Source organism: Labrys okinawensis, from assembly GCF_047345005.1.
Taxonomy (GTDB): domain Bacteria; phylum Pseudomonadota; class Alphaproteobacteria; order Rhizobiales; family Labraceae; genus Labrys; species Labrys okinawensis.
In genome coordinates, this window is the sequence record NZ_CP178864.1 from 4,476,770 (window position 1) to 4,496,409 (window position 19,640).

The 19,640-nt window shown below is 63.0% G+C and carries 18 protein-coding genes; 10 read left to right on the forward strand and 8 right to left on the reverse strand.

What is annotated here, in order from left to right:
* Window positions 1–177 precede the first annotated feature (177 nt).
* On the reverse strand, window positions 178–1,233 hold the full coding sequence (locus tag ACMDCR_RS20985; RefSeq protein ID WP_413988476.1) for an NAD(P)-dependent alcohol dehydrogenase: 1,056 nt from the start codon (window positions 1,231–1,233) through the stop codon (window positions 178–180).
* A 345-nt stretch (window positions 1,234–1,578) separates the two neighbouring features.
* On the opposite strand from ACMDCR_RS20985, the gene ACMDCR_RS20990 reads away from it, so the two are divergent.
* Complete coding sequence (locus ACMDCR_RS20990) at window positions 1,579–2,166, forward strand: phage baseplate assembly protein V (protein WP_413988477.1); 588 nt, start codon at window positions 1,579–1,581, stop codon at window positions 2,164–2,166.
* A 202-nt stretch (window positions 2,167–2,368) separates the two neighbouring features.
* Here the strand turns inward: ACMDCR_RS20990 and ettA are convergent, their stop codons facing one another.
* The 4 genes from ettA to ACMDCR_RS21010 form a co-directional block, all read right to left on the reverse strand.
* A complete protein-coding gene (ettA, locus tag ACMDCR_RS20995) occupies window positions 2,369–4,024 on the reverse strand; it encodes an energy-dependent translational throttle protein EttA (protein ID WP_413988478.1) in 1,656 nt (551 codons plus the stop codon).
* Window positions 4,025–4,149: 125 nt separating this feature from the next.
* A complete protein-coding gene (locus ACMDCR_RS21000; RefSeq protein ID WP_413988479.1) occupies window positions 4,150–4,914 on the reverse strand; it encodes a site-2 protease family protein in 765 nt (254 codons plus the stop codon).
* 106 nt (window positions 4,915–5,020) lie between these two features.
* Window positions 5,021–6,055, reverse strand: a complete 1,035-nt coding sequence (locus ACMDCR_RS21005; RefSeq protein ID WP_413988480.1) for a CorA family divalent cation transporter — start codon at window positions 6,053–6,055, stop codon at window positions 5,021–5,023.
* Window positions 6,056–6,166: 111 nt separating this feature from the next.
* Complete coding sequence (locus tag ACMDCR_RS21010; protein ID WP_413988481.1) at window positions 6,167–6,619, reverse strand: NUDIX hydrolase; 453 nt, start codon at window positions 6,617–6,619, stop codon at window positions 6,167–6,169.
* Window positions 6,620–7,020: 401 nt separating this feature from the next.
* Between ACMDCR_RS21010 and ACMDCR_RS21015 the strand changes: the two genes are divergently transcribed.
* From ACMDCR_RS21015 to ACMDCR_RS21030, 4 genes are all read left to right on the forward strand, one after another.
* Window positions 7,021–7,314: a hypothetical protein gene (locus tag ACMDCR_RS21015; protein ID WP_413988482.1), complete on the forward strand. Its 294-nt coding sequence runs from the start codon at window positions 7,021–7,023 to the stop codon at window positions 7,312–7,314.
* A 141-nt stretch (window positions 7,315–7,455) separates the two neighbouring features.
* A complete protein-coding gene (locus tag ACMDCR_RS21020; RefSeq protein ID WP_413988483.1) occupies window positions 7,456–8,223 on the forward strand; it encodes a glucose 1-dehydrogenase in 768 nt (255 codons plus the stop codon).
* A 186-nt stretch (window positions 8,224–8,409) separates the two neighbouring features.
* Complete coding sequence (locus ACMDCR_RS21025) at window positions 8,410–10,035, forward strand: SulP family inorganic anion transporter (protein WP_413993686.1); 1,626 nt, start codon at window positions 8,410–8,412, stop codon at window positions 10,033–10,035.
* On the forward strand, window positions 10,032–10,670 hold the full coding sequence (locus tag ACMDCR_RS21030; RefSeq protein WP_413988484.1) for a ParB-like protein: 639 nt from the start codon (window positions 10,032–10,034) through the stop codon (window positions 10,668–10,670). The genes ACMDCR_RS21025 and ACMDCR_RS21030 overlap by 4 nt, the downstream gene beginning before the upstream one ends.
* Window positions 10,671–10,673: 3 nt before the next feature.
* Here the strand turns inward: ACMDCR_RS21030 and ACMDCR_RS21035 are convergent, their stop codons facing one another.
* Window positions 10,674–11,561, reverse strand: a complete 888-nt coding sequence (locus tag ACMDCR_RS21035) for a hypothetical protein (protein WP_413988485.1) — start codon at window positions 11,559–11,561, stop codon at window positions 10,674–10,676.
* Between the two features lie 248 nt (window positions 11,562–11,809).
* On the opposite strand from ACMDCR_RS21035, the gene ACMDCR_RS21040 reads away from it, so the two are divergent.
* Window positions 11,810–12,304, forward strand: coding sequence for a hypothetical protein (locus ACMDCR_RS21040; RefSeq protein WP_413988486.1), 495 nt, complete (start codon window positions 11,810–11,812; stop codon window positions 12,302–12,304).
* 5 nt (window positions 12,305–12,309) lie between these two features.
* On the opposite strand, the gene chrA is transcribed toward ACMDCR_RS21040, so the two are convergent.
* Window positions 12,310–13,533 carry a chromate efflux transporter gene (gene chrA / locus ACMDCR_RS21045; protein WP_413988487.1) on the reverse strand — a complete coding sequence of 408 codons (1,224 nt, stop codon included), beginning with the start codon at window positions 13,531–13,533 and terminating at the stop codon, window positions 12,310–12,312.
* Between the two features lie 328 nt (window positions 13,534–13,861).
* Here chrA and efeU point away from each other — a divergent pair, with 328 nt between their 5' ends.
* The 4 genes from efeU to efeO (ACMDCR_RS21065) are packed head-to-tail and all read left to right on the forward strand — an operon-like array spanning window position 13,862 to window position 18,088.
* Window positions 13,862–14,701 carry an iron uptake transporter permease EfeU gene (gene efeU, locus ACMDCR_RS21050; RefSeq protein ID WP_413988488.1) on the forward strand — a complete coding sequence of 280 codons (840 nt, stop codon included), beginning with the start codon at window positions 13,862–13,864 and terminating at the stop codon, window positions 14,699–14,701.
* Window positions 14,698–15,885, forward strand: coding sequence for an iron uptake system protein EfeO (gene efeO, locus ACMDCR_RS21055; RefSeq protein WP_413988489.1), 1,188 nt, complete (start codon window positions 14,698–14,700; stop codon window positions 15,883–15,885). Before efeU ends, efeO (ACMDCR_RS21055) begins: the two co-directional genes overlap by 4 nt.
* 14 nt (window positions 15,886–15,899) lie before the next feature.
* On the forward strand, window positions 15,900–17,210 hold the full coding sequence (gene efeB, locus ACMDCR_RS21060; RefSeq protein ID WP_413988490.1) for an iron uptake transporter deferrochelatase/peroxidase subunit: 1,311 nt from the start codon (window positions 15,900–15,902) through the stop codon (window positions 17,208–17,210).
* Between the two features lie 47 nt (window positions 17,211–17,257).
* Window positions 17,258–18,088, forward strand: a complete 831-nt coding sequence (gene efeO, locus ACMDCR_RS21065; protein ID WP_413988491.1) for an iron uptake system protein EfeO — start codon at window positions 17,258–17,260, stop codon at window positions 18,086–18,088.
* Between the two features lie 189 nt (window positions 18,089–18,277).
* Here efeO (ACMDCR_RS21065) and ACMDCR_RS21070 read toward each other — a convergent pair whose 3' ends face one another.
* Entirely contained in the window at window positions 18,278–19,468 is a 1,191-nt protein-coding gene (locus ACMDCR_RS21070; RefSeq protein WP_413988492.1) for a hypothetical protein, read from the reverse strand.
* Window positions 19,469–19,640: the final 172 nt, after the last annotated feature.

Genomic DNA, 19,640 nt, shown 5'->3' on the forward strand with positions numbered 1-19,640 from the left:
GCCTTTTTCCACAAAGTTAACGCCCATGGGCATCCTTGCTGGCTCTTGAACCGCCGCGGGTGAAGAAAGGGGCTCAACCGTTGTCCACAGTCGAGCCCCATCGGGAACATCACGGTTCAAGAGCGGATCGTCCGACACTCAAGTGAGTGTCGTCGTGACGTGCGCTCTCCCGGCAGATCAGGCCGCTTCCGGCAGGCTCGCCATGTCAATGACAAAGCGATACTTCACATCGCTCTTGAGCATGCGTGCATAGGCCTCCTCGATCTTTTGGATCGGAATGATCTCGATATCGGAGACGATGTTCTTCTCGCCGCAGAAGTCGAGCATCTCCTGCGTCTCGGCGATGCCGCCGATCAAGGAGCCGGCGAAGTTGCGGCGCTTGAAGATCACGCTGAAGGCAGAGACCGCCAGCGGCTTTTCAGGCGCGCCGACCTGCACCATGGTGCCATCGCGCTTGAGCAGCCCAAGATAGGCGTTGACGTCGTGATCGGCTGCCACCGTGTCGAGGATGAAGTCGAAGCTGGTGGCATGCGCTGCCATTTCCTCGGCATTCTTCGAGACCACGACCTCGTCGGCGCCGAGGCGCTTGGCGTCCTCGCTCTTGCCGGGCGACGTGGTGAACAGCACGACACGGGCGCCCATGGCATGGGCGAGCTTCACGCCCATATGGCCGAGACCGCCGAGACCGACGACGCCGACCTTCTGGCCCGGGCCCACCTTCCAGTGGCGCAGCGGCGAATAGGTGGTGATGCCGGCGCAGAGCAGCGGAGCGATGGCGGCGAGGTCGAGATTCTCGGGCAGGTGCAGCACGAAGTCCTGGTCGACGACGACATGGGAGGAATAGCCGCCCTGCGTCATGCCGCCGAGATGGGCGTCGGGGCTGTTATAGGTACCCGTGAAGCCGTTCTCGCAATATTGTTCCAGTCCGTCCTTGCAATTCGAACAGGTGCGGCAGGAATCGACCAAGCAGCCGACGCCGGCGAGTTCGCCGACCTTGAACCCGGTCACCTCGGCGCCGACGCGTGTAATCTCGCCGACGATCTCGTGGCCAGGCGTACACGGATAGACCGTGTTGCCCCATTCATTGCGGGCAGCGTGCAGGTCAGAGTGGCATACGCCGCAATAGCGGATCTTGATCTCGATATCGCGGGGGCCGGGATCGCGGCGATTGATCTTGGCAAGGCCAAGCGGCTGGTCAGCCGCGCCCGTCGAAAAGCCGGTGCAAACAAACATCGATATGTCCTTGAAAAAGCCGTCCAAAATTATCGCGGTCCCAGAGGCACGACGGGAATGTTTGGCCGGGTTTTGATTTGAGGATTTCGGTACGATAGAAAGTGGAGCCACCCTCCACTTTCGCAACCATAGTCCGGCATTTGCTGCAGCGCAAACGCAATTTTTACGGCGCGTTCTTTCACGTCGGACCATTCCAAGCCGATGGCGCGGAGCGCTCCGACACCCGCAATCCCGAACCCTTGACGCGAGAACCTCTTACGCAGCTTCCGGCAGGCTCGCCATCTCGATGACGACGCGATATTTCATTTCACTGGAGAACATGCTCACGTGGCGGAGATCCGGTTCATGTCGGACAACATCATTCAGGGCGTCATGACGGGCACTGTCCGCGACAATCGGGATCCGGAGGCGGAAGGCCGCGTGCAAGTCACTTATTCCTTGCCGGGCCAATCCCAGGCCAGTCAGTGGGCGCGGATGGCGGCACCCATGGCGGGCGGCGATCGCGGATTCTATTTCTTGCCCGACATCGGCGATGAGGTGTTGTTGGCCTTTGAGGCTGGTAACCCGAGACAACCCTACGTGGTGGGGGCGCTATGGAGCGGTCGCGACCGCCCGCCGGCCACCAATGGGGACGGCAAGAACAATATCCGTATGATCCGTACGCGAAATGGGAACCAGTTGACCTTCGATGATGGGGACGCGGGTTCGGTGCGGATCGAGCTCCGCGACGGCAAGAAAGTCGAGCTCGACAGTGCCGGCCTGCGGCTCGAAGACATTGATGGCAATCGCGTTGTGATCGACAGTCAGAGCGGATCAATCGTAATTTCAGCGGCAAAGACCCTCACGCTCAAGGCGCCCGACATAACGATTGAGGCTTCAGGAACTTTGAAAACATCGCCTGAGGCAACGGGCAAGCTCAAGCACCGGCCGTGAGGGAAGACTTTGTGTGAGATGCGTGCCCTAGCCTGAACTGGGCGCGGAAACGCGACGTCCGGGGAATACGGAGCTCCCCGAGGCAACGGAGAGGGTGTCGAACGGTCTGCCCCTGCTCTTCCGTGGGAGCGGTGTTTCCAAGTGCGGACGTCAGCCACGGTGAACACCGTTCAATGTCGCTGACGTCCGTATCTCCATAAATTTAGCGCGAGAACTTCTTGTACTGAATGCGCTTCGGAATGGTGGAATCGATGCCGAGGCGCCGCTTCTTGTCTTCCTCATAGGCCTCGAAATTGCCCTCGAACCACTCGACATGGCTGTCGCCCTCGAAGGCCAGGATGTGCGTAGCGAGGCGGTCGAGGAAGAAGCGGTCATGCGAGATGATGACGGCGCAGCCGGCATAGTTCTCCAGCGCTTCCTCCAGGGCCCGCAGCGTTTCCACGTCGAGGTCGTTGGTCGGCTCGTCCAGGAAGAGAACGTTGGAGCCTTCCTTCAGCATCTTGGCAAGCTGGACGCGATTGCGTTCGCCGCCCGAGAGCACGCCGACCTTCTTCTGCTGGTCGCCGCCCTTGAAATTGAAGGCGGAGGTGTAGCCGCGCGAATTCACCTCGCGCTTGCCGAGATAGAGGATCTCGTTGCCGCCGGAGATTTCCTGCCAGACCGTCTTGTTGGGGTCGAGCGCATCGCGCGACTGGTCGACATAGCCCGGCTGTACGGTGTCGCCGAAGGTGATGGTGCCGGCGTCGGGCTTTTCCAGGCCGAGCAGCATGCGGAACAGGGTGGTCTTGCCCGCGCCGTTGGGGCCGATGACGCCGACGATGCCGCCGGGCGGCAGGGTGAAGTTGAGGTCGTCGATCAGCAGGCGGTCGCCGAAGGCCTTGGACACGCCGGCAACCTCAATGACCTTGCCGCCGAGGCGCGGGCCGGTCTGGATCATGATCTGGGCCGTGCTCGGGCCCTTCTCGTTCGCCTTCGCGAGCAGGTCCTCATAGGCATTGATGCGGGCCTTGGACTTGGCCTGGCGCGCCTTGGGGCTGGCCGCGATCCATTCCTGCTCGGCGGCAAGCTGCTTCTGGCGGCTCTCCTCCTCGCTCGATTCCTGGGCGAGGCGCTTCTGTTTTTGCACCAGCCAGGACGAGTAATTGCCCTCGTAGGGAATGCCGCGGCCGCGATCGAGTTCGAGGATCCAGCCGGTGACGTTGTCGAGGAAGTAGCGGTCATGGGTGACGATCAGGATCGCGCCCGGATAGGTGCGCAGATGGCCTTCGAGCCACGCCACCGTCTCGGCATCGAGATGGTTGGTCGGCTCGTCCAGCAGCAGCAGTTCCGGCGCCTCGAGCAGCAGGCGGCAGAGCGCCACGCGGCGGCGTTCACCGCCGGAGAGATTTTCGACGGCAGCATCGTCGGGCGGGCAGCGCAAGGCATCCATGGCCTGATCGACCTGGCTGTCGAGGTCCCACAGATTCTTGGCGTCGATCTCGTCCTGCAGGCGGCTCATCTCGTCGGCCGTCTCGTCAGAATAGTTCATGGCGAGTTCGTTGTAGCGGTCGAGGATCGCCCTCTTGGCCGCGACCCCGTCCATGACGTTCTCGCGCACCGTCTTGGTCGGATCGAGCTTCGGTTCCTGCGGCAGGTAGCCGACGCGCGCACCCTCCGCCACCCAGCCATCGCCGGTGAAATCCTTGTCGATGCCGGCCATAATGCGCAGCAGCGTCGATTTGCCCGAGCCGTTGACGCCGAGCACGCCGATCTTGGCGTCGGGGTAGAAGGAGAGATGGATGTTATCCAGCACCTTCTTGCCACCCGGATAGGTCTTGTTCAGACCCTGCATGTGGTAGACGAATTGATACGAGGCCATGGTGCCTTGCTGCCGCTTGTCATAGAAATGGGGATTGGGGCGGTGTGTAGCGGAGGCGACGCAGCGGGGCAAGGGCGCCCCCGCGAAACTTCCGCTCCCACCATGGGCTCGGCGCCCTGTCGCCGTCAGTTCCAGAAGCGGAACAGGCTCAGTCCGTAGAAGATATATTGCGGGTCGAGGCCGAAAAGATCGGTCAGGCGGAACACGGCGTTCCAGACCATGCCTCCGAACTGGGTGTTCCACAGGAGGAGCAGCGCCAGCATGGAAACGATGGGGGCAGCCCGGATCGCCTGGGCCTGCATGTCATAGGGCAGATAAGGCTTGATGATGCCGAAGCCATCGAAACCGGGGATGGGCAGAAGGTTGAGCACCACGGCCGAGCCTTGCAGCGCGGCCAGGAAGGCAAGACCGCCCCAGAAGGGCGCCGTTCCGACCTGTTCGTGGAGGCCCAGCATGAAGGGAATGGAGAGAACAACCAGCACGACGAGGTTGGCGAGCGGCCCGGCCGCCGAGCAGAACGCATCCCAATGCTTGCTGCGCAGGGCGCTCGTATTGATGTAGACGGCACCACCAGGCAAGCCGATGCCGCCCAGCAGCAGGAAGAGGATCGGCAGGCCAAATGTCATCAGAGGATGGGCATAGGCCAGGGGATCGAGCGTCAGATAACCCCGCTCCACCACGCTCCTGTCGCCACCCCAATAGGCAACCAGCGCGTGGGAGGCCTCATGCAGGCAGAGGGTGATGACCCAACCAGCCACTACAAAGGCAAAAACGGCAATCGGCGCGTAAAGCCAGCCGGTGAAAAGCGAGAAGCCCGTCACCAGGAACACTGCCAGGATCGGCAGGAAATTGGGGCTAAGGTGCCAAGGGGCGGAGACGGCGCGGGACAAGGCTCACTTCCACAATAAGACCATCGAAGTCTCCGGCTCTTATGGAAGCGCGACGGCTCTTTCGCAAGGGCAGCCGCGACGTTTTGGCCCGATCCTTACCAATCCTTCACAGGCGCAGACCCGCTCCCACGCGCTTCAGCACCCAGTAGAACACCGTCGTCGCAACGACGCCGATGATCATCGCGAACCAGAAGCCGCCCTCGGTATCCGTGAAGGGCAGATCCTTGGTGTTCATGCCGAAGATGCCAGCCACCATGCTGCCCGGCAGCAGCAGCGCGGTGATGATCGACAGCGCTCGCAAGGAGCGGTTGGTCTCGTCGGCCTGGCGGGCCGCGACCTCGTCGAGTAGCAGCTTGGCGCGCTCCTGAAGCGTGTGCATGTCGTGATCGAGCGATTCGAGCCGGTCGGCCAGCCGCTTCGACGAGATGTGCATCGCTGGCTTGTCCTTCTCGTCGCGCGGCCGGGCATGCCAGTTGCGCAGCACCGAGGAAAGGGAAGAAAGCTGGCGATGCACTCGCACCGTGACGCGGCGGACATTGATCAGCCTGCTGCGCTCGGTGGTCGCCATGTCCACGACGACGCGATCCTCGGCAGCATCGAGTTCATCCGTCATCGCCGCGACGCGGCGGGCGACGGAATCGCAGAAGCGATCGATGATGGTTTCGATGAGCTGACCCGCGACGGGAAGGTTGAGCCCGCCCTGGATGGCGCGGTGGATCTCCTCCACCGAGCGGAGCGGGTGCCTACGCCCGGAGATCACCAGCCTCTCGCTGAGTCCGAAGCGAAGGCGCCCGATATGATCGCTCTCGCCCGCCAGCTCGCTGTGGAAATCGGCGATCACGCCGTAAATGACATCACCGCTGGCCTGCAGGCCGAGCGGCTCGTCGCTGGCCAGGAACAGGGCGCGAACCTCCTCCGGCAACTGCTCGAGCGAAGAGATCCAGTCCCGGCCCAGCCTGTCGGTGAGGCTGAAATGCAGCCAGAGCCAGCCATCTTCGGCCAGTAGCGCGCCCGGAACGTCACCGGCTTCAAGCGCCTCGGGTGCATAACCTTCGCGGAAACGATAGGCCCAGACCAAGCCCGATATCGCCACCGGGACGAAATTCGTACCCGGCAGGCGTTCGTGTCGAATATTGTCCATAACGGCTCCGCCAGGATCGCCGCCCCGCCCAGCCCGAACAGCCGGCACACCCTGGGAAGTCACCGGCTAGATCAAGCGTGTGACAGACTCATGACACTTACCCGGCAACGGTCACGCTGCTTCCTCCAGCCCTTCCAACAGAGTCGACAGACCCACCTCTGCCACCAGCAGCGCGGCGTCATGCGGCTTGAACCAACGCACCTCTCGCTCGCCCATTTCGCGCCAGGCAGGTAAATGACCGGTGACATCGAGCTGGTAGACGAAGACGCGAACGAGATCGAATTGCAGATTGCGCCGCTTCCAGTAGAAGTACTCGCCAACCGGCTCCTTTTGGGTCTTGCCCAGGAGGCCGGCTTCCTGTTCGGCCTCGATGGCGGCGGCGCGGCAGTCCTTGATATCCTTCATCGGCCATCCCTTGGGGATGGTCCAGCGCCGTGTTTCCCGCGTGGTGACCAGGCACACTTCAAGTCCACCATCCTCCATGCGCAATGGGAGGGCCGCGACCTGTCGCAACTCGGGCAAGACGAATGATGATTTCAGCGGGTGTTTTGCGGCCTTGCCCATGCTTTCGTAAGAAAACCTCTATCTTCGCTTCTCGAAACAAATTTCCATGCCAATATTTCAAGCATAAATGAGTCGGCGCGCGCTTTCGCACACTATTTTGATTTCTCCTCTGGGAAATCGCAATCGTGTGGTAACCGGTTCCGGAGAAATCAAGTCCCGTTACCCAGAGCATATTCCTTAACGGAAAGCAGCGCCTGATCTGCTTTATTAGCAATAAACTTGTTATTTTTTTGTCGGAATGCGACAGCTAAGACACGAAATTGCACGTTTTGGCGATTTTGAGACATTCCTGCCGTGCAAGCGCCCCCGGACTTGCACCGTTGAAAGACGCCGGGGCTTCGCCTATGGCGGGCTGATGATGGCCGATTCGAACCTCGGCTCGAAAAACAGGAATGGCCCTGGTGAAATCAGCCCCACTCGCCGCGCTCCTTGGCGCTCTTGCATTCGCCCTCGCCTCCTGCGGCGGTGGCGAGGATTGCACGCCCGAAGCGCTGCAGCAAAAGCACCAGGATCTGCGGGACGCCATGACGGCGGCCCTCGCCAACGATCCGGCCAAGGCCACCGCCAACCCCGAAGCCTGGGGCAAGGCGCTGGACCTGATGGCAAAGGCGCAATCGGCCGGCGCTTCACCGTCGCAGGATATCTGCAGGGCCTATGACGAGCAGATCGAGGCGGTGCGAAAGCAGTCATCCTGACGCTTGTACGTCACATTTGTCAGACGAACTGGCTGGCCTCTCCCGCGCTCGCACATTAGGGTCAAAAAATGCGACAAGACAGAATCTGAAGCGCCATCCGGTTCCCTTGGAACCGTTTGCAGTCCGGCACGGGAGGAAGCCATGCTGACGGATATGTTCGACCTGACGGGCCGTATCGCCCTTATCACCGGCTCCAGCCAAGGCATCGGCCTGGCGCTGGCCAAGGGGCTGGCTGAAGCCGGCGCCACGGTGATCCTCAACGGGCGGGGCCAGGGCAAGCTGGACAGCGCCGCCCGTTCCCTGGTGGAACAGGGCCTGACGGTGGAGACCGCGGCCTTCGACGTTACGGACCGCGCTGCCATCGAAGCGACCGTCGATGCGATCGAGGCGCGCCACGGCCGCATCGACATCCTCATCAACAATGCCGGCATCCAGCGCCGCGCGCCTTTCGTGGAGTTTCCGGCCGAGGTGTTTCGCGAGGTGCAGACCACCAATGTCGACGGCGTGTTCTTCGTGGCCCAGGCCGTGGCGCGCGGCATGATCGCGCGCAGGGCGGGCAAGATCATCAATATCTGCTCGGTGATGAGCGAACTCGGCCGCGCCAACATCGTGCCCTATACCGCCGCCAAGGGCGCGGTGAAAATGATGACCAAGGCGATGTGCGCCGAGCTTGGCCGCCACAACATCCAGGTCAACGGCATCGGCCCCGGCTATATCGAGACCGAACTCAACACCGCCCTGATGGCAGATGAGAAATTCTCGGCCTGGGTGGAAGCGCGCACGCCGGCCGGGCGCTGGGGCAAGGTCGAGGAACTGGCGGGCGCAGCCGTCTTCCTGGCGAGCGGCGCCTCTAACTTCGTCAACGGCCACATCATATATGTGGATGGAGGGCTGACAGCGTCCGTCTGATGGTATCGTCTGGGTTCGACTCCATCTGCGCGACCGAATACAGCTACTCCTTTCCTCATGCCCCTGCCCCTTTCCCATGCAAGACGGGCATGGAAAGAAAGTGATACACAACTGTCACAATAGCGCCATAATCGGGCCCGCTCATGCGGTAATTCCATTTGCCGGCAAAAGGATTTCAGCTTGGCGGTGCAGCGTAGCGATGTCCTGGCCGGACTGTCCGTCGCGGGCTTGCTTGTGCCCGAGGCAGTCGCCTATTCGACCATTGCGGGTCTGCCGCCCCAACACGCGATCTTTGCCGCCATCGTCGGCCTGGTTGTCTATGCCCTGCTGGGACGCAGCAATTACGCGATCACCACCGCGACTTCGTCTTCCGCCGCAATCCTGGCCGCCACTGTCGCCACCTTCCAGTCAACAGGCGGCGCCGACAAGCAGGCGATAGCCTTCACCGCCGTCGTTATCGCCGGCGCCGTCTTCGTCATTGCCGGCTTTGCCAGGCTGGGATCGCTGTCGAGCTTCGTATCCCGGCCGGTTCTGCGGGGCTTTGCCTTCGGTCTTGCCATCACCATCGTGCTCAAGCAGATCCCCTCCGTGCTCGGCATCCAGGCAAGCGGCGATCCCCTGAGCCTCGTCATCGGCATCGCCAGGCAGTTCTCTCAATGGAACGGCGTTGGTCTCATCACCGGCACGCTGGCGCTGTTGGCCCTGCTCACGCTCCGGCGCATCCCTGCCCTGCCCGGCGCCTTCCTCGTGCTGGCGGCCGGCATCGCCGCAACCTATCTCGTCGATTTCCCCGGCCACCAGGTCGCCGTCGTCGGCCCGATCGACGTCACGCCGGAACTGCCCGTCGTCCCCGATCTCACCGGGCGCGAATGGTCGCGCCTGGTGCAGACCTCGGTGCCCCTCGCCCTCATCCTGTTCGCCGAATCCTGGGGCACCGTGCGCTCGCTCGCCCTGCGCCATGACGAACAGGTCGAGGCCAACCGCGAATTGCTGGCGATCGGCACCGCCAACCTGATCTCCGGCCTCGTGCGCGGCATGCCCGTCGGAGCCGGCTTTTCCGCCTCCTCGGCCAATGAGGCGGCAGGCGCCGTCAGCCGCTGGGCCGGCGTCGTCGCCGCGATGGGCGTCGCCGTCCTCATCGGCGTTGCCGGCAGCCAGGTCGCCCGCCTGCCCGAACCGATCCTCGCCGCGGTGGTGATCGCGGCGATGACCCACGCCCTCGATCCTCAGCCTCTGTGGCGGCTGTGGAAGATGGACCGCGATCAATATGTCGCCTGCGGGGCGGCACTGGCCGTGATGGTGCTCGGCGTGCTCAACGGCATGTTGGTCGCCATTGCCCTGTCCATCGCAGCCACCCTGCGCCGCCTCGGTTCGCCCCAGGTTGCGAGGTTGGGCGAACTCGGCGATTCCCGCGACTTCGTCGACGTCGCACGTCATCCAGACGCCCGTCTGGACGAGGCGATCGGCATTTTCAGGCCCACCGAGCCGCTGTTCTTCTTCAATGCCGAGGCGAGCCTGGGTCAGGGCCAGCGCCTTTGCCTTGACAAGCCAGCCATGAGCGCCGTCATCCTCAGCCTGGAAGACAGCTCCGACATGGATTCGACCGCCCTCGACGCCCTTGTCGAGTTCGAGGGCGTGCTCAGAGGCAAGGGCAAGACGCTCTACCTGGCGCGGCTGAAGGACGATGCCCGCGCCGGCCTGGCCAGGGCGGGGGCTGGGGACCTCGCCGGGCCCAATCGCTGCTTCTGGAGCGTGTGGGATGCTTATGAGGCAGCTCGCTCCATGCTCTCAACATCGGGAAGATCACCATGACTAGCACCGCCCGCGTCGATCACTATGTCGATCCCGTCATCGAGCCGGTTCCGATCGACAGTCTCCGGCCCACCCAGATCACCGTCGGGAGGAAGGAGGTCGAGGACAAGCGCAAGCGCTGGAAAGCGCAGGGTGTCCATAAGGAGATGAGTTACGTCAAAGATCATATGATTCCGGTGATCGTCGGCCCCAAGGGCAACTACTACATCCTCGACCACCATCACCTCTCGCTTGCCCTGCATGAGGAGGGCGTGGAGAAGGTCTTCGTGACCGTCCGGGCCAACTACTCCAAGTTAGACAGACAAGCCTTCTGGTTCGTGCTCGACAGTCTCAACCTGATGCACCCCTTCGATGCGAATGGAGTGCGCCAGTCCTACGATGCCATTCCCAGACGGATCACCGGCCTGGTGGACGATCCCTACCGCTCGCTCGCCGGCTCCCTGCGCCGGGCCGGCGGTTACGCAAAGTCGGATGCGCCCTATGTCGAATTCCTCTGGGCCGACTTCCTGCGCCGCCGGATCACCAGGAAGCAGATAGATGCCGATTTCGGGGGCGCCCTCGATCGCGCGCTGCAACTCGCACGCTCGGAAGAATCGGACTACCTGCCCGGCTGGGCCGGGCCCGACCAGGAGTAGACTTTACTTCCAGGCGGCCAGCAAGGTACGCAGATGGGCCTGCGCGGCACCTGCCTCGGTGCCGATCTGCCCCGTCACGGTGCGGAATTCAACACGCGCCCGCAGCCCCTTGTCGAGGGCGAGCGTACCGATACAGTAGTGCTGGCCCGTAACCGGCAAGACGTCGGCGTCGCAGGCGACGAGGAAGGGATCGCCGCCCTTGCCGTCGCGTTCAACCCAGACGCCGCCAGGATAGACATCGAAGTCGCCATCGGCTTGCGCCGGCGGCGGGGTGCCCGCCTTGGTCAGCCGGTCCTTCCAGGCCAGGAAGTTCGCATATTGCGGCGCTTCCTGGGGAAACATGCTCTCGCCGTTGAAAGTGTCGGGATTGTAGATCGCCACCAGGGCAAGGCGGCGCGGCGTGCCCTTGGGCCGTTCCTCGCCACCGCACAGGAAGCGGATGGCCTCCGGCGCCGCGTCCGTGCAGAACTCGGTACGCCAATTGGCGGCGACGCCCCAGTCCTTCTCCATGGCGTCGAAATTGAGCGCGATGGCCTTGGCCGTGATAGCCGGCGCCTGGCAGGCCTTGTCTACTCCCGCCTTGGTGGCGAAATTGATCTCATCGTCGACGCCATCGCCTGTTATCACCGTCAAGGCCGGCGGGCCGGAGATGTGAAAGCTCGCCTGGCTCAGCGTCACCACGATACCCTTGCGCAGGCAGCTCTCGGCGTCCCGCGGGGTGGGAACCGCGGCGGCCGGAGGCGCGGGTGGCGACGCCGGCGCGGCAGCGGCCATGTCCGCCTCGACGGCGCGGGACGGCACGGCCGGACGTTTCAGCGCGAAGCCACCCAACGCCAGCGCCAGTCCTATCACCCCAATGGCCGCCAGGCCGATCTGCTGTCTCGATTCCATCTTGCCGCCTGGACGGAGGTTTCCACGCCATCGAAAGGATGGGCCCGGATGTCGCTGCGTCTTCTCAAAGTCCGAGTCTTTTGAAAATCCCCGGCCGGAAACTCCGTATCACCGAAGCTGGTGCCCGATAGAACCGCCGAATGCGGCGAAACGGTGGGAAACTCGATCTTTTGGTGATTCTTGCACGCTGCTGTTGCAATCGCGCTACGCCTCCACACATTGTCGTGTGGATTACCCGGGATTGCCACATGACGCTCAAGCGCCTTTTGCTTCTCCCCCTGCAGATCGTCGTCGGCTTCATCGTCATCATCGACGAGCTCGCCCGTCCGCTCTACCGCCCGCTCATTCGGCGCTTTGCGGAACTGCACGTCGTCGAGGCGGCCGAAGCGCACGTGGCGCGTCTTCCCCGCTTCGTCATCCTGGTGCTGCTGCTGGTGCCGCTCGCCATCGCCGAGCCCCTGAAGATCTACGGCCTTTTGCTGATTGGCGAGACCCATGTCATCCGCGGTCTCCTCATTCTGGTCTTTGCCTATCTCGCCAGCTTCCTGCTGATCGAGCGTATCTATGAAGCCGGCAAGCCCAAACTGTTGACGATCGGCTGGTTCGCCTGGTTGATCGATTTTATCGCCTGGATCCGGAGCTCGATCCTGAACTGGCTGAAGGGCACGCCGGTGTGGGGGGTGGTGACGACCACGAAGGAACTCGTGGCCCGGGCAGTCGCTTCGATCAGAACCGCCCGGTAGCTCTATTAGGCCAGCACGCCCAGGGCGATACCTATGACGCCCAGCGCGATCACCACGAGCCAGGGTGGTGCCCGGCCGAATACCAGCGCGCTGAAGCCTCCCAGTGTCAGCACGATATCGCCGACGCCGGTGACCGTGGATGTCCAGAGCGGCTGGTAGAAGGCAGCGGCGAGCAGCCCGATCACCGCGGCATTAACGCCGCGCATCGCAGCCTGCACGGCTGTGATGCGGCGCAGGTCGTTCCAGAAGGGCAGCATGCCGTAGATCAGCAGAAGTCCGGGCAGGAACAAGGAAACCACGGCGATCATGCCGCCGAGGACACCGTTTGGCGCCGGCGATGCCACCGCTCCGAGAAATGCGGCGAAGGAGAAGACCGGGCCGGGCATGGCCTGTGTCGCGCCATAGCCGGCGACGAAGTCGCCGACACTCACCCAACCAGGCGCAACCACCACATCATGCAACAGCGGGAGCACGACATGGCCGCCGCCGAACACCAGCGAGCCGGAGCGGAAGAAGCCGGTGATCAGGTCGAGGAGATGCGAACCCGTGGCGGCGGCTAGCAGCGGCAGCCCAAGAAAGAGGACCGCGAAGGCGGCGAGCGCCATGCCACCCTGCCTGCGCGAAATCGGCAGCACCGCATGAGAGATGTCCGGCCCCTCACCGCCCTTGATCAGACCGAGCCCTGCCAGCGCGCCCATCGCGATCACGCCGATCTGCGCCCAGCCGCCTTCGAGCGTCAACGCCATCGCAGTGGCGACGATCGCAATGGCGATCAGGCGCCTGTCCCAGGCCAGCGTTCGCGCCATGCTCCAGACGGCGTGCGCAACGATGGCGACCGCTACGAGCTTGAGACCGTGCAGCAGCCCGACTTGCCAGGGCTCGCGGAAAGCCGAGGCGCCATGGGCGAAGGCCAGCAGCAGAATCACCGTCGGCATGGTGAAGCCGAGCCAGGCGGCAAGACCGCCGGCGATCCCACCGCCCCGCAGCACCCCGAGCGCGAAGCCGACCTGGCTGGAGGACGGCCCGGGCAGCAGCTGGCTGAGAGCGATCAGGTCGGTGTAGCCGGCCTGCGAGATCCAGCCCCGGCGCTTCACCAGGGTCTCGTTGAAATAACCCAGATGCGCAATGGGACCGCCAAAGGAGAGCAGCCCCAGCCGTAGGAAGACACCCAGAATCTCAAGGAAATGGCCACTCTGTGGAGGATGCGCGCTGTCGGACGTCTCTGCCATGGGCCATCAGGAGTTGAGAAAGCGGCAAGATTAGACTCTCCCCATGACGATTTGAAGCAGCGGCGACGTGCCAGTGTCGCATGGCGTGCTCGCTCCAGAACGCAGCCGGACGTTGTGAGATCAACGACAACAGCGCACAGTTTTGAAAAACTCTAAAGAACAACGCCAGACTACGCAGTTTAGAACTACTCACAACTATAATTTAGAATTACTCTTATCTTTGATTTCTAACGTCTTTTTGTATCAATACCTCTTGTTCATCAAATTCAATAGCGTGTAATAGCCCTAGCACATCGGCAACGCTGCGGGGGCAAGCGAGACCATCATTATGCTCGTACCGTTTCTCATCATGCTGCGCGAAGGCATCGAGGCAGCGCTGATCGTCGGCATTGTCGCCTCCTATTTGCGGCAGACCGGACGCAGCAACTGGATGCCGGCAGTGTGGTGCGGAATCGTCCTTGCCATCGGCCTGTCGCTTTCGGTCTTCGCTGCCCTCTATGTCGCCGCCGCCGAATTTCCCCAGCGCACGCAGGAACTGTTCGAGGCGATTGTCGGCCTAATCGCCGTGTGTCTGCTCACCGCCATGGTGTTCTGGATGCGCAAGGCCGCGCGCACCATCAAGGCCGAGTTGCAGCATTCCATCGACGAGGCGCTTGCCTCGCACGACCATCAGGGCATGGCGCTGGTGGGCATGGTGTTCCTGGCCGTGGCCCGCGAAGGGCTGGAATCGGTATTCTTCCTGCTTGCGACCTTCGAACAGAATGTCGGCTATAGCGCGCCCATCGGCGCCTTCCTGGGCCTGGCCGGTGCGATTGCCTTCGGTGTCGCGCTCTATTACGGCAGCGCCCGGCTCAATCTGCGCGTGTTCTTCCGCTGGACCAGCATCCTGATCGTCTTCGTGGCCGCCGGGTTGGTCGCCACCGCCCTGCGCTCACTGCACGAGGCGGGCCTCTGGAACTACCTGCAGGGCACGGCCTTCGACATCTCCGGCATCCTGCCGGATGACAGTGCGGTCGGTTCGGTTCTCGCAGGTATATTCGGTTACACGGCCACGCCCACCAATGGCGAGTTCATCACCTATCTCCTCTACCTCCTGCCGGCGCTCTTCCTCTTTCTGCGTGCGCCCGCGATGCCCTCCACTCCAACCTCCAAGGCAGCCCAGTCGTGACAGCCCCACGTATCAATTATCTGGCTGTCGGCGCCGGCATGCTCGTGATCATGGCGGGCGTTGGCGTGGGAACCTATTTGCTCGCCGCCCGCAAGGAGACGGCGGAAGGACCGAAGCCAGGCGACGCCGTCGCAATGACCATCACGGCGACCGCCTGCGAGCCCAATGAGCTGACGGTACCGGAAGGGCGCACGACCTTCGCCATCACGAACAAAAGCACCCGGGGGCTCGAGTGGGAAATCCTGAAAGGGGTCATGGTGATCGAGGAGAAGGAGAACATTCTCCCGAGCGAGAACACATCTCCCGACAAGCTCCCGCGGCTGACTGCGCGGCTGGAGCCGGGCGACTATGAAATCACCTGCGGCCTGCTCACCAATCCGCGTGGGAAGTTGCATGTCACGGCGCTCGCCAATGCACCCAAACAGGCCCCGCCCAGCCTGGTCGACCTCATCGGCCCGCTCGCCGAGTACAAGGTCTATATGAACCTGGAGGTCGACGATCTCGTCGACGCCACCAAGGCGTTCACCGACGCCGTCAAGGCGGGTGACCTCGCCAAGGCGCAGGCCCTCTATGCCGCGATGCGCCAGCATTACGATCGCCTGGAGCCGGTGGCTGAACTCTTCTCCGATCTCGACAAGGCCATCGATGCCCGCGCCGACGTCTATGAGAAGCTCGAGGCCGATCCGAACTTCACTGGGTTCCATCGCCTCGAATATGGCCTGTTCAAGCAGAAGAGCACGGATGGCCTGCCGCCCCTCGCCGACAAGCTGATGAAGGATGTCACCGAGCTGCAGGGTCGGGTGTCCACTCTCACGGTCCCACCCGAAAAGATGGTGGGCGGCGCATCGATGCTGATGGAGCGGATCGCCTCCTCCAAGATCTCAGGCGGGGAAGAGCGTTACAGCCACATCGATCTCGCCGACATCCAGGCCAATATCGAAGGCACCAGCAAGATCACCGACCTGCTCGTGCCGCTGACTACCAAGGCCAATGCCGCGCTCCAGAAGAGCATCGACGACAATTTTGCGGCGGTGAACGCCGTTCTCGGCAAGTACAAGACGCCGGATGGCGGCTTCAAATCCTACGACGCGCTGACGCAGGACGATCGCGCCGCGCTTCAAAAAGCAGTGACGACCCTTGTGGATAGCCTGTCGACACTGCGTGGCACCCTCGGGCTGGACTGACAGGGCCAAAGACCATGACGAACAAATTCTCCCTCACCCCTGAAACTGAAAAGGTAGCCGGCGGCAATCCGGCCTCTCCCGGCCGGCGATCGATGCTGCTCGGCCTCGGCGCCGCCGGCGGCGGTGCCCTGCTCGCCGCACTCCCGAACAAGGCTCAGGCCCAAGGCCAGGCCGACGAAGCGGGCGCCGTCACCAGCCTGCAGGACCGCCAGCCCTATCTCGGCGCCTATCAGGCAGGCATCACCACGCCGCGCCAGCCCATGGGCCTCGTGGTCGCCTTCGACGTGCTCGCCACCAAGCGAGCCGATCTCGAACGCCTGTTTCGCACCCTTACCGAACGCATAGCCTTCCTGACCCAAGGCGGTACGCCGCCAGTGATCGACCCGAAATTCCCGCCGCCCGACTCGGGCCTGATGGGGCCCGTGGTCGCCCCCGACAATCTCAGCATCACCGTCGGCGTCGGCGCTTCGCTGTTCGACCAGCGTTTCGGCCTTGCCGGCAAGAAGCCGTCCCAGCTGGTCCGGATGCCGCAATTCCCGAACGATGCGCTCAAGGAGGATCTCTGCCACGGCGATCTGATGGTGCAGATCTGCTCCAACACCACGGACACCAATATCCACGCCCTGCGCGACATCGTGAAGAACACGCCGGACCTGTTGATGGTGCGTTGGAGGCAGGAAGGCTTCGTGCCGCCGCCGCGCGCCGTTGGGGAGAAGCAGTCTTCCCCGCGCAACCTCCTCGGCTTCAAAGACGGCACCGCCAATCCCGATCACAACAACGAAGTGGAAATGAAGCGCGTCGTCTGGGTGCAACGGGAGTCGAATGAGCCTGCCTGGGCAGTCAACGGCACCTATGGTGTCGTGCGCATCATCCGAAACTTCGTCGAGCGCTGGGACCGTACGCCCCTGCAGGAGCAGGAAGCCATCATCGGCCGCCACAAACCGACGGGTGCGCCCCTCACCGGCAAGGCCGAGCTCGATCTGCCCGTCTACAGCGACGATCCCGAAGGCAAACGCACGCCGCTCGACGCCCATATCCGCCTGGCCAACCCGCGCACGCCGGAATCGCTGAAGAATCTGATCCTGCGCCGCCCTTTCAACTACTCGAACGGCGTAACCAGGTCCGGGCAGCTCGACATGGGCCTGCTCTTCATCTGCTTCCAGTCAGACCTCGACGCCGGCTTCACCCATGTGCAGAGCCGGCTGAACGGCGAACCGCTGGAGGAATACATCAAGCCGGTCGGCGGCGGGTATTTCTTCATCCTGCCGGGCATTCCCGACAAATCCGCCTTCCTCGGACAATCGCTTCTCGAGGCGACAGCCTGACGAAAGACCAGAACGATCCTTCAACCTTGAACTGAAGAGAGAAACGCATGAAGAATCTCAGATGGCGCATCCTGCTGGGTGTCGCTGCTTTCGGCATTGCCACTGCTGCCGGCGCGAGCACCAGGGCAGTCTCCCCGCTCGACCTCGTGCAGCCCGTCGCCGACTACAAGGTCTATGTCGCCAAGGGCGTGAAGAGTCTTGTCGACGACACCGCCAAGTTCACCGCTGCCGTGAAGGCCGGGGACCTCAAGAAGGCCCAGGAGCTCTATGCGCCGACCCGCTTCCATTATGAGATGGTCGAGCCCATCGCCGAGCTCTTCTCCGACCTCGACGGCAGCATCGATTCGCGCGCCGACGATCATGAGAAGAAGGAAGAGGATCCGGGCTTCGTCGGCTTCCACCGCATCGAATACGGGCTGTTCGAGAAGAAGAGCACCGACGGTCTGGCGCCGATCGCCGACAAGCTGAACGCCGACGTGCAGGACCTGCAGAAGCGCATCGCCGGGCTCACCGTGCCGCCGGAAAAGATGGTGGGCGGCGCCGCCGCGCTGATCGAGGAAGTCGGCGCCACCAAGATCACGGGTGAGGAAGACCGCTACAGCCACACCGATCTGTGGGATTTCAAGGCCAATGTCGACGGCGCCAAGAAGATCGTCGATCTCCTGCATCCGCTGACCGTCAAGGCCGACAAGGATCTGTCGGAAAAGGTGAACGACAACTTCGCCACGGTCGAGAAGATCCTCGCCAAGTACAAGACGGCGCATGGCTACGAGACCTACGACAAGCTGACGGAAGAAGACCGCAAGGCCCTGCAGGGCCCGGTCACCACGCTGGCCGAAGACCTCTCCAAGCTGCGCGGCACGCTCGGCCTGAACTGAGGCGAGTATCGCAAGATCGACAAGAGCGGGCCAGCAGCCCGCTCCTTTCTTTTTCGTGGGTGCTCATTGCGCGCTGTAGCGCCAAAACCAGTCGCAACGCCCGTAATTCCGGGCGACCAGAGCGAAACGCCGGAATGACGAGGAGTCCTGATTGGAAAAAGCACCCCATCGCGCCGGGTGCGCTCTGCCCTACTTATCCAGCAATTCGATCGAGCGGCTGAGGGCCACCTTCTTGCCGCCGATATTGTCCTTGAGCAGCACGTCGATGCGGTAAGGCCCAGGCTTATCATCCGGCTCGAAATGGATGCTGAGGGTGGAACGGCTGTCCAGCACGTTGAAACGTCCCGGTATCTTGTCCTTGAGGGCGGCGACGCCGCTCTGGCTCGAATTCGGATCGACCTTGCCGTCCGGCGCCGTCACCTTGATGTCATAGCTGACATCGGCCGAAAGATCGTCCGCCAGTTGCATGCCGGAGAACAGCACGGTCACCCCGATCGTATCGCCGCGGCGGGCGGTGTGCGGCCCGTCGGGGCCCGCCATCGCCATGCCGTCGGCGTCGCCCTTCTCCGGAAGCATCAACGTCGCGATGGCGCCGGCAAAATCGCCATCGTGATCAGGGGCCGGCTTGTACGCCGCTTGGCGGGAAGCCAGCAGGGCGTTGAGGACCTGCTTGTAGGGACCGCCGGCCTCGAGGGAGCGTTGGCGGATATAGCGTTCCAGCACCTCGTGCTGGCGCATGTTCAGGGTCAAGCCTGCCAGCGACGTGTTGCGGATGGCGGCATCGAGCTCGCGGCTACCGGTGAGTGGCCGGCCGGCGTCGAGCGCATCGACCATGGCCGCGACGAAGCCCGGATTACCCGTGGCGAAGAAGGCGCCCCATTTCAGGTCCATCTCAACGTCCGAGCGTGGCGTAAGCGTGTAGAGATTGCCGGGCTTGTCGGTGGTGAAGTTCGGCAATTCGTGAAAGAGCGGATAGATGAGGTCGGTATTGCCGGATTGCCAAAGCGCGAAGATCAGCGCCGATTTCATGTCCGGCGGGTAATTGGCGGCGGGGCCGATCCAGCCTTCCAGGCGCGACCGGTTCTGCAGGAAGACCATCGACAGGAAGCCGGCCAGTGATGCCCGCGACAGACGTGCGCGTGTCAGTCCGCCCGGTTCGCGCAGCGCCGCGAAGACCGGAAACAGGGTCGTCGGATCCTTGCGCACGTAATAGAAGACGATCGTCTCGGCCAGCCTGATATCGGCGGGTGTGGGTCTCGCCGGCGAAGCGGCCAGCGCCGCGCGCGGGCCGGGCGCCGGGGAGGACGGGGCAGCATTCTGCGCGAGAGTCGGCGTGATGCCGAGGCTCCCGAGCCAGATCGCCAAAAGCAATGCACGCATAAGCACCTGTCGAAGATCGAACTATTCCGTAGACCTGATTCCAAGCCCATTAGTTACGGCACAACGCGGCAAAATTGCGCTCGACCTATCAGGGCGTGTCATCAGTTATGGTTTCGGGCAGGACGGGAGCGATTCTACCCGAGTCGATGGAGGATGAGGACGCAAGCCTTCC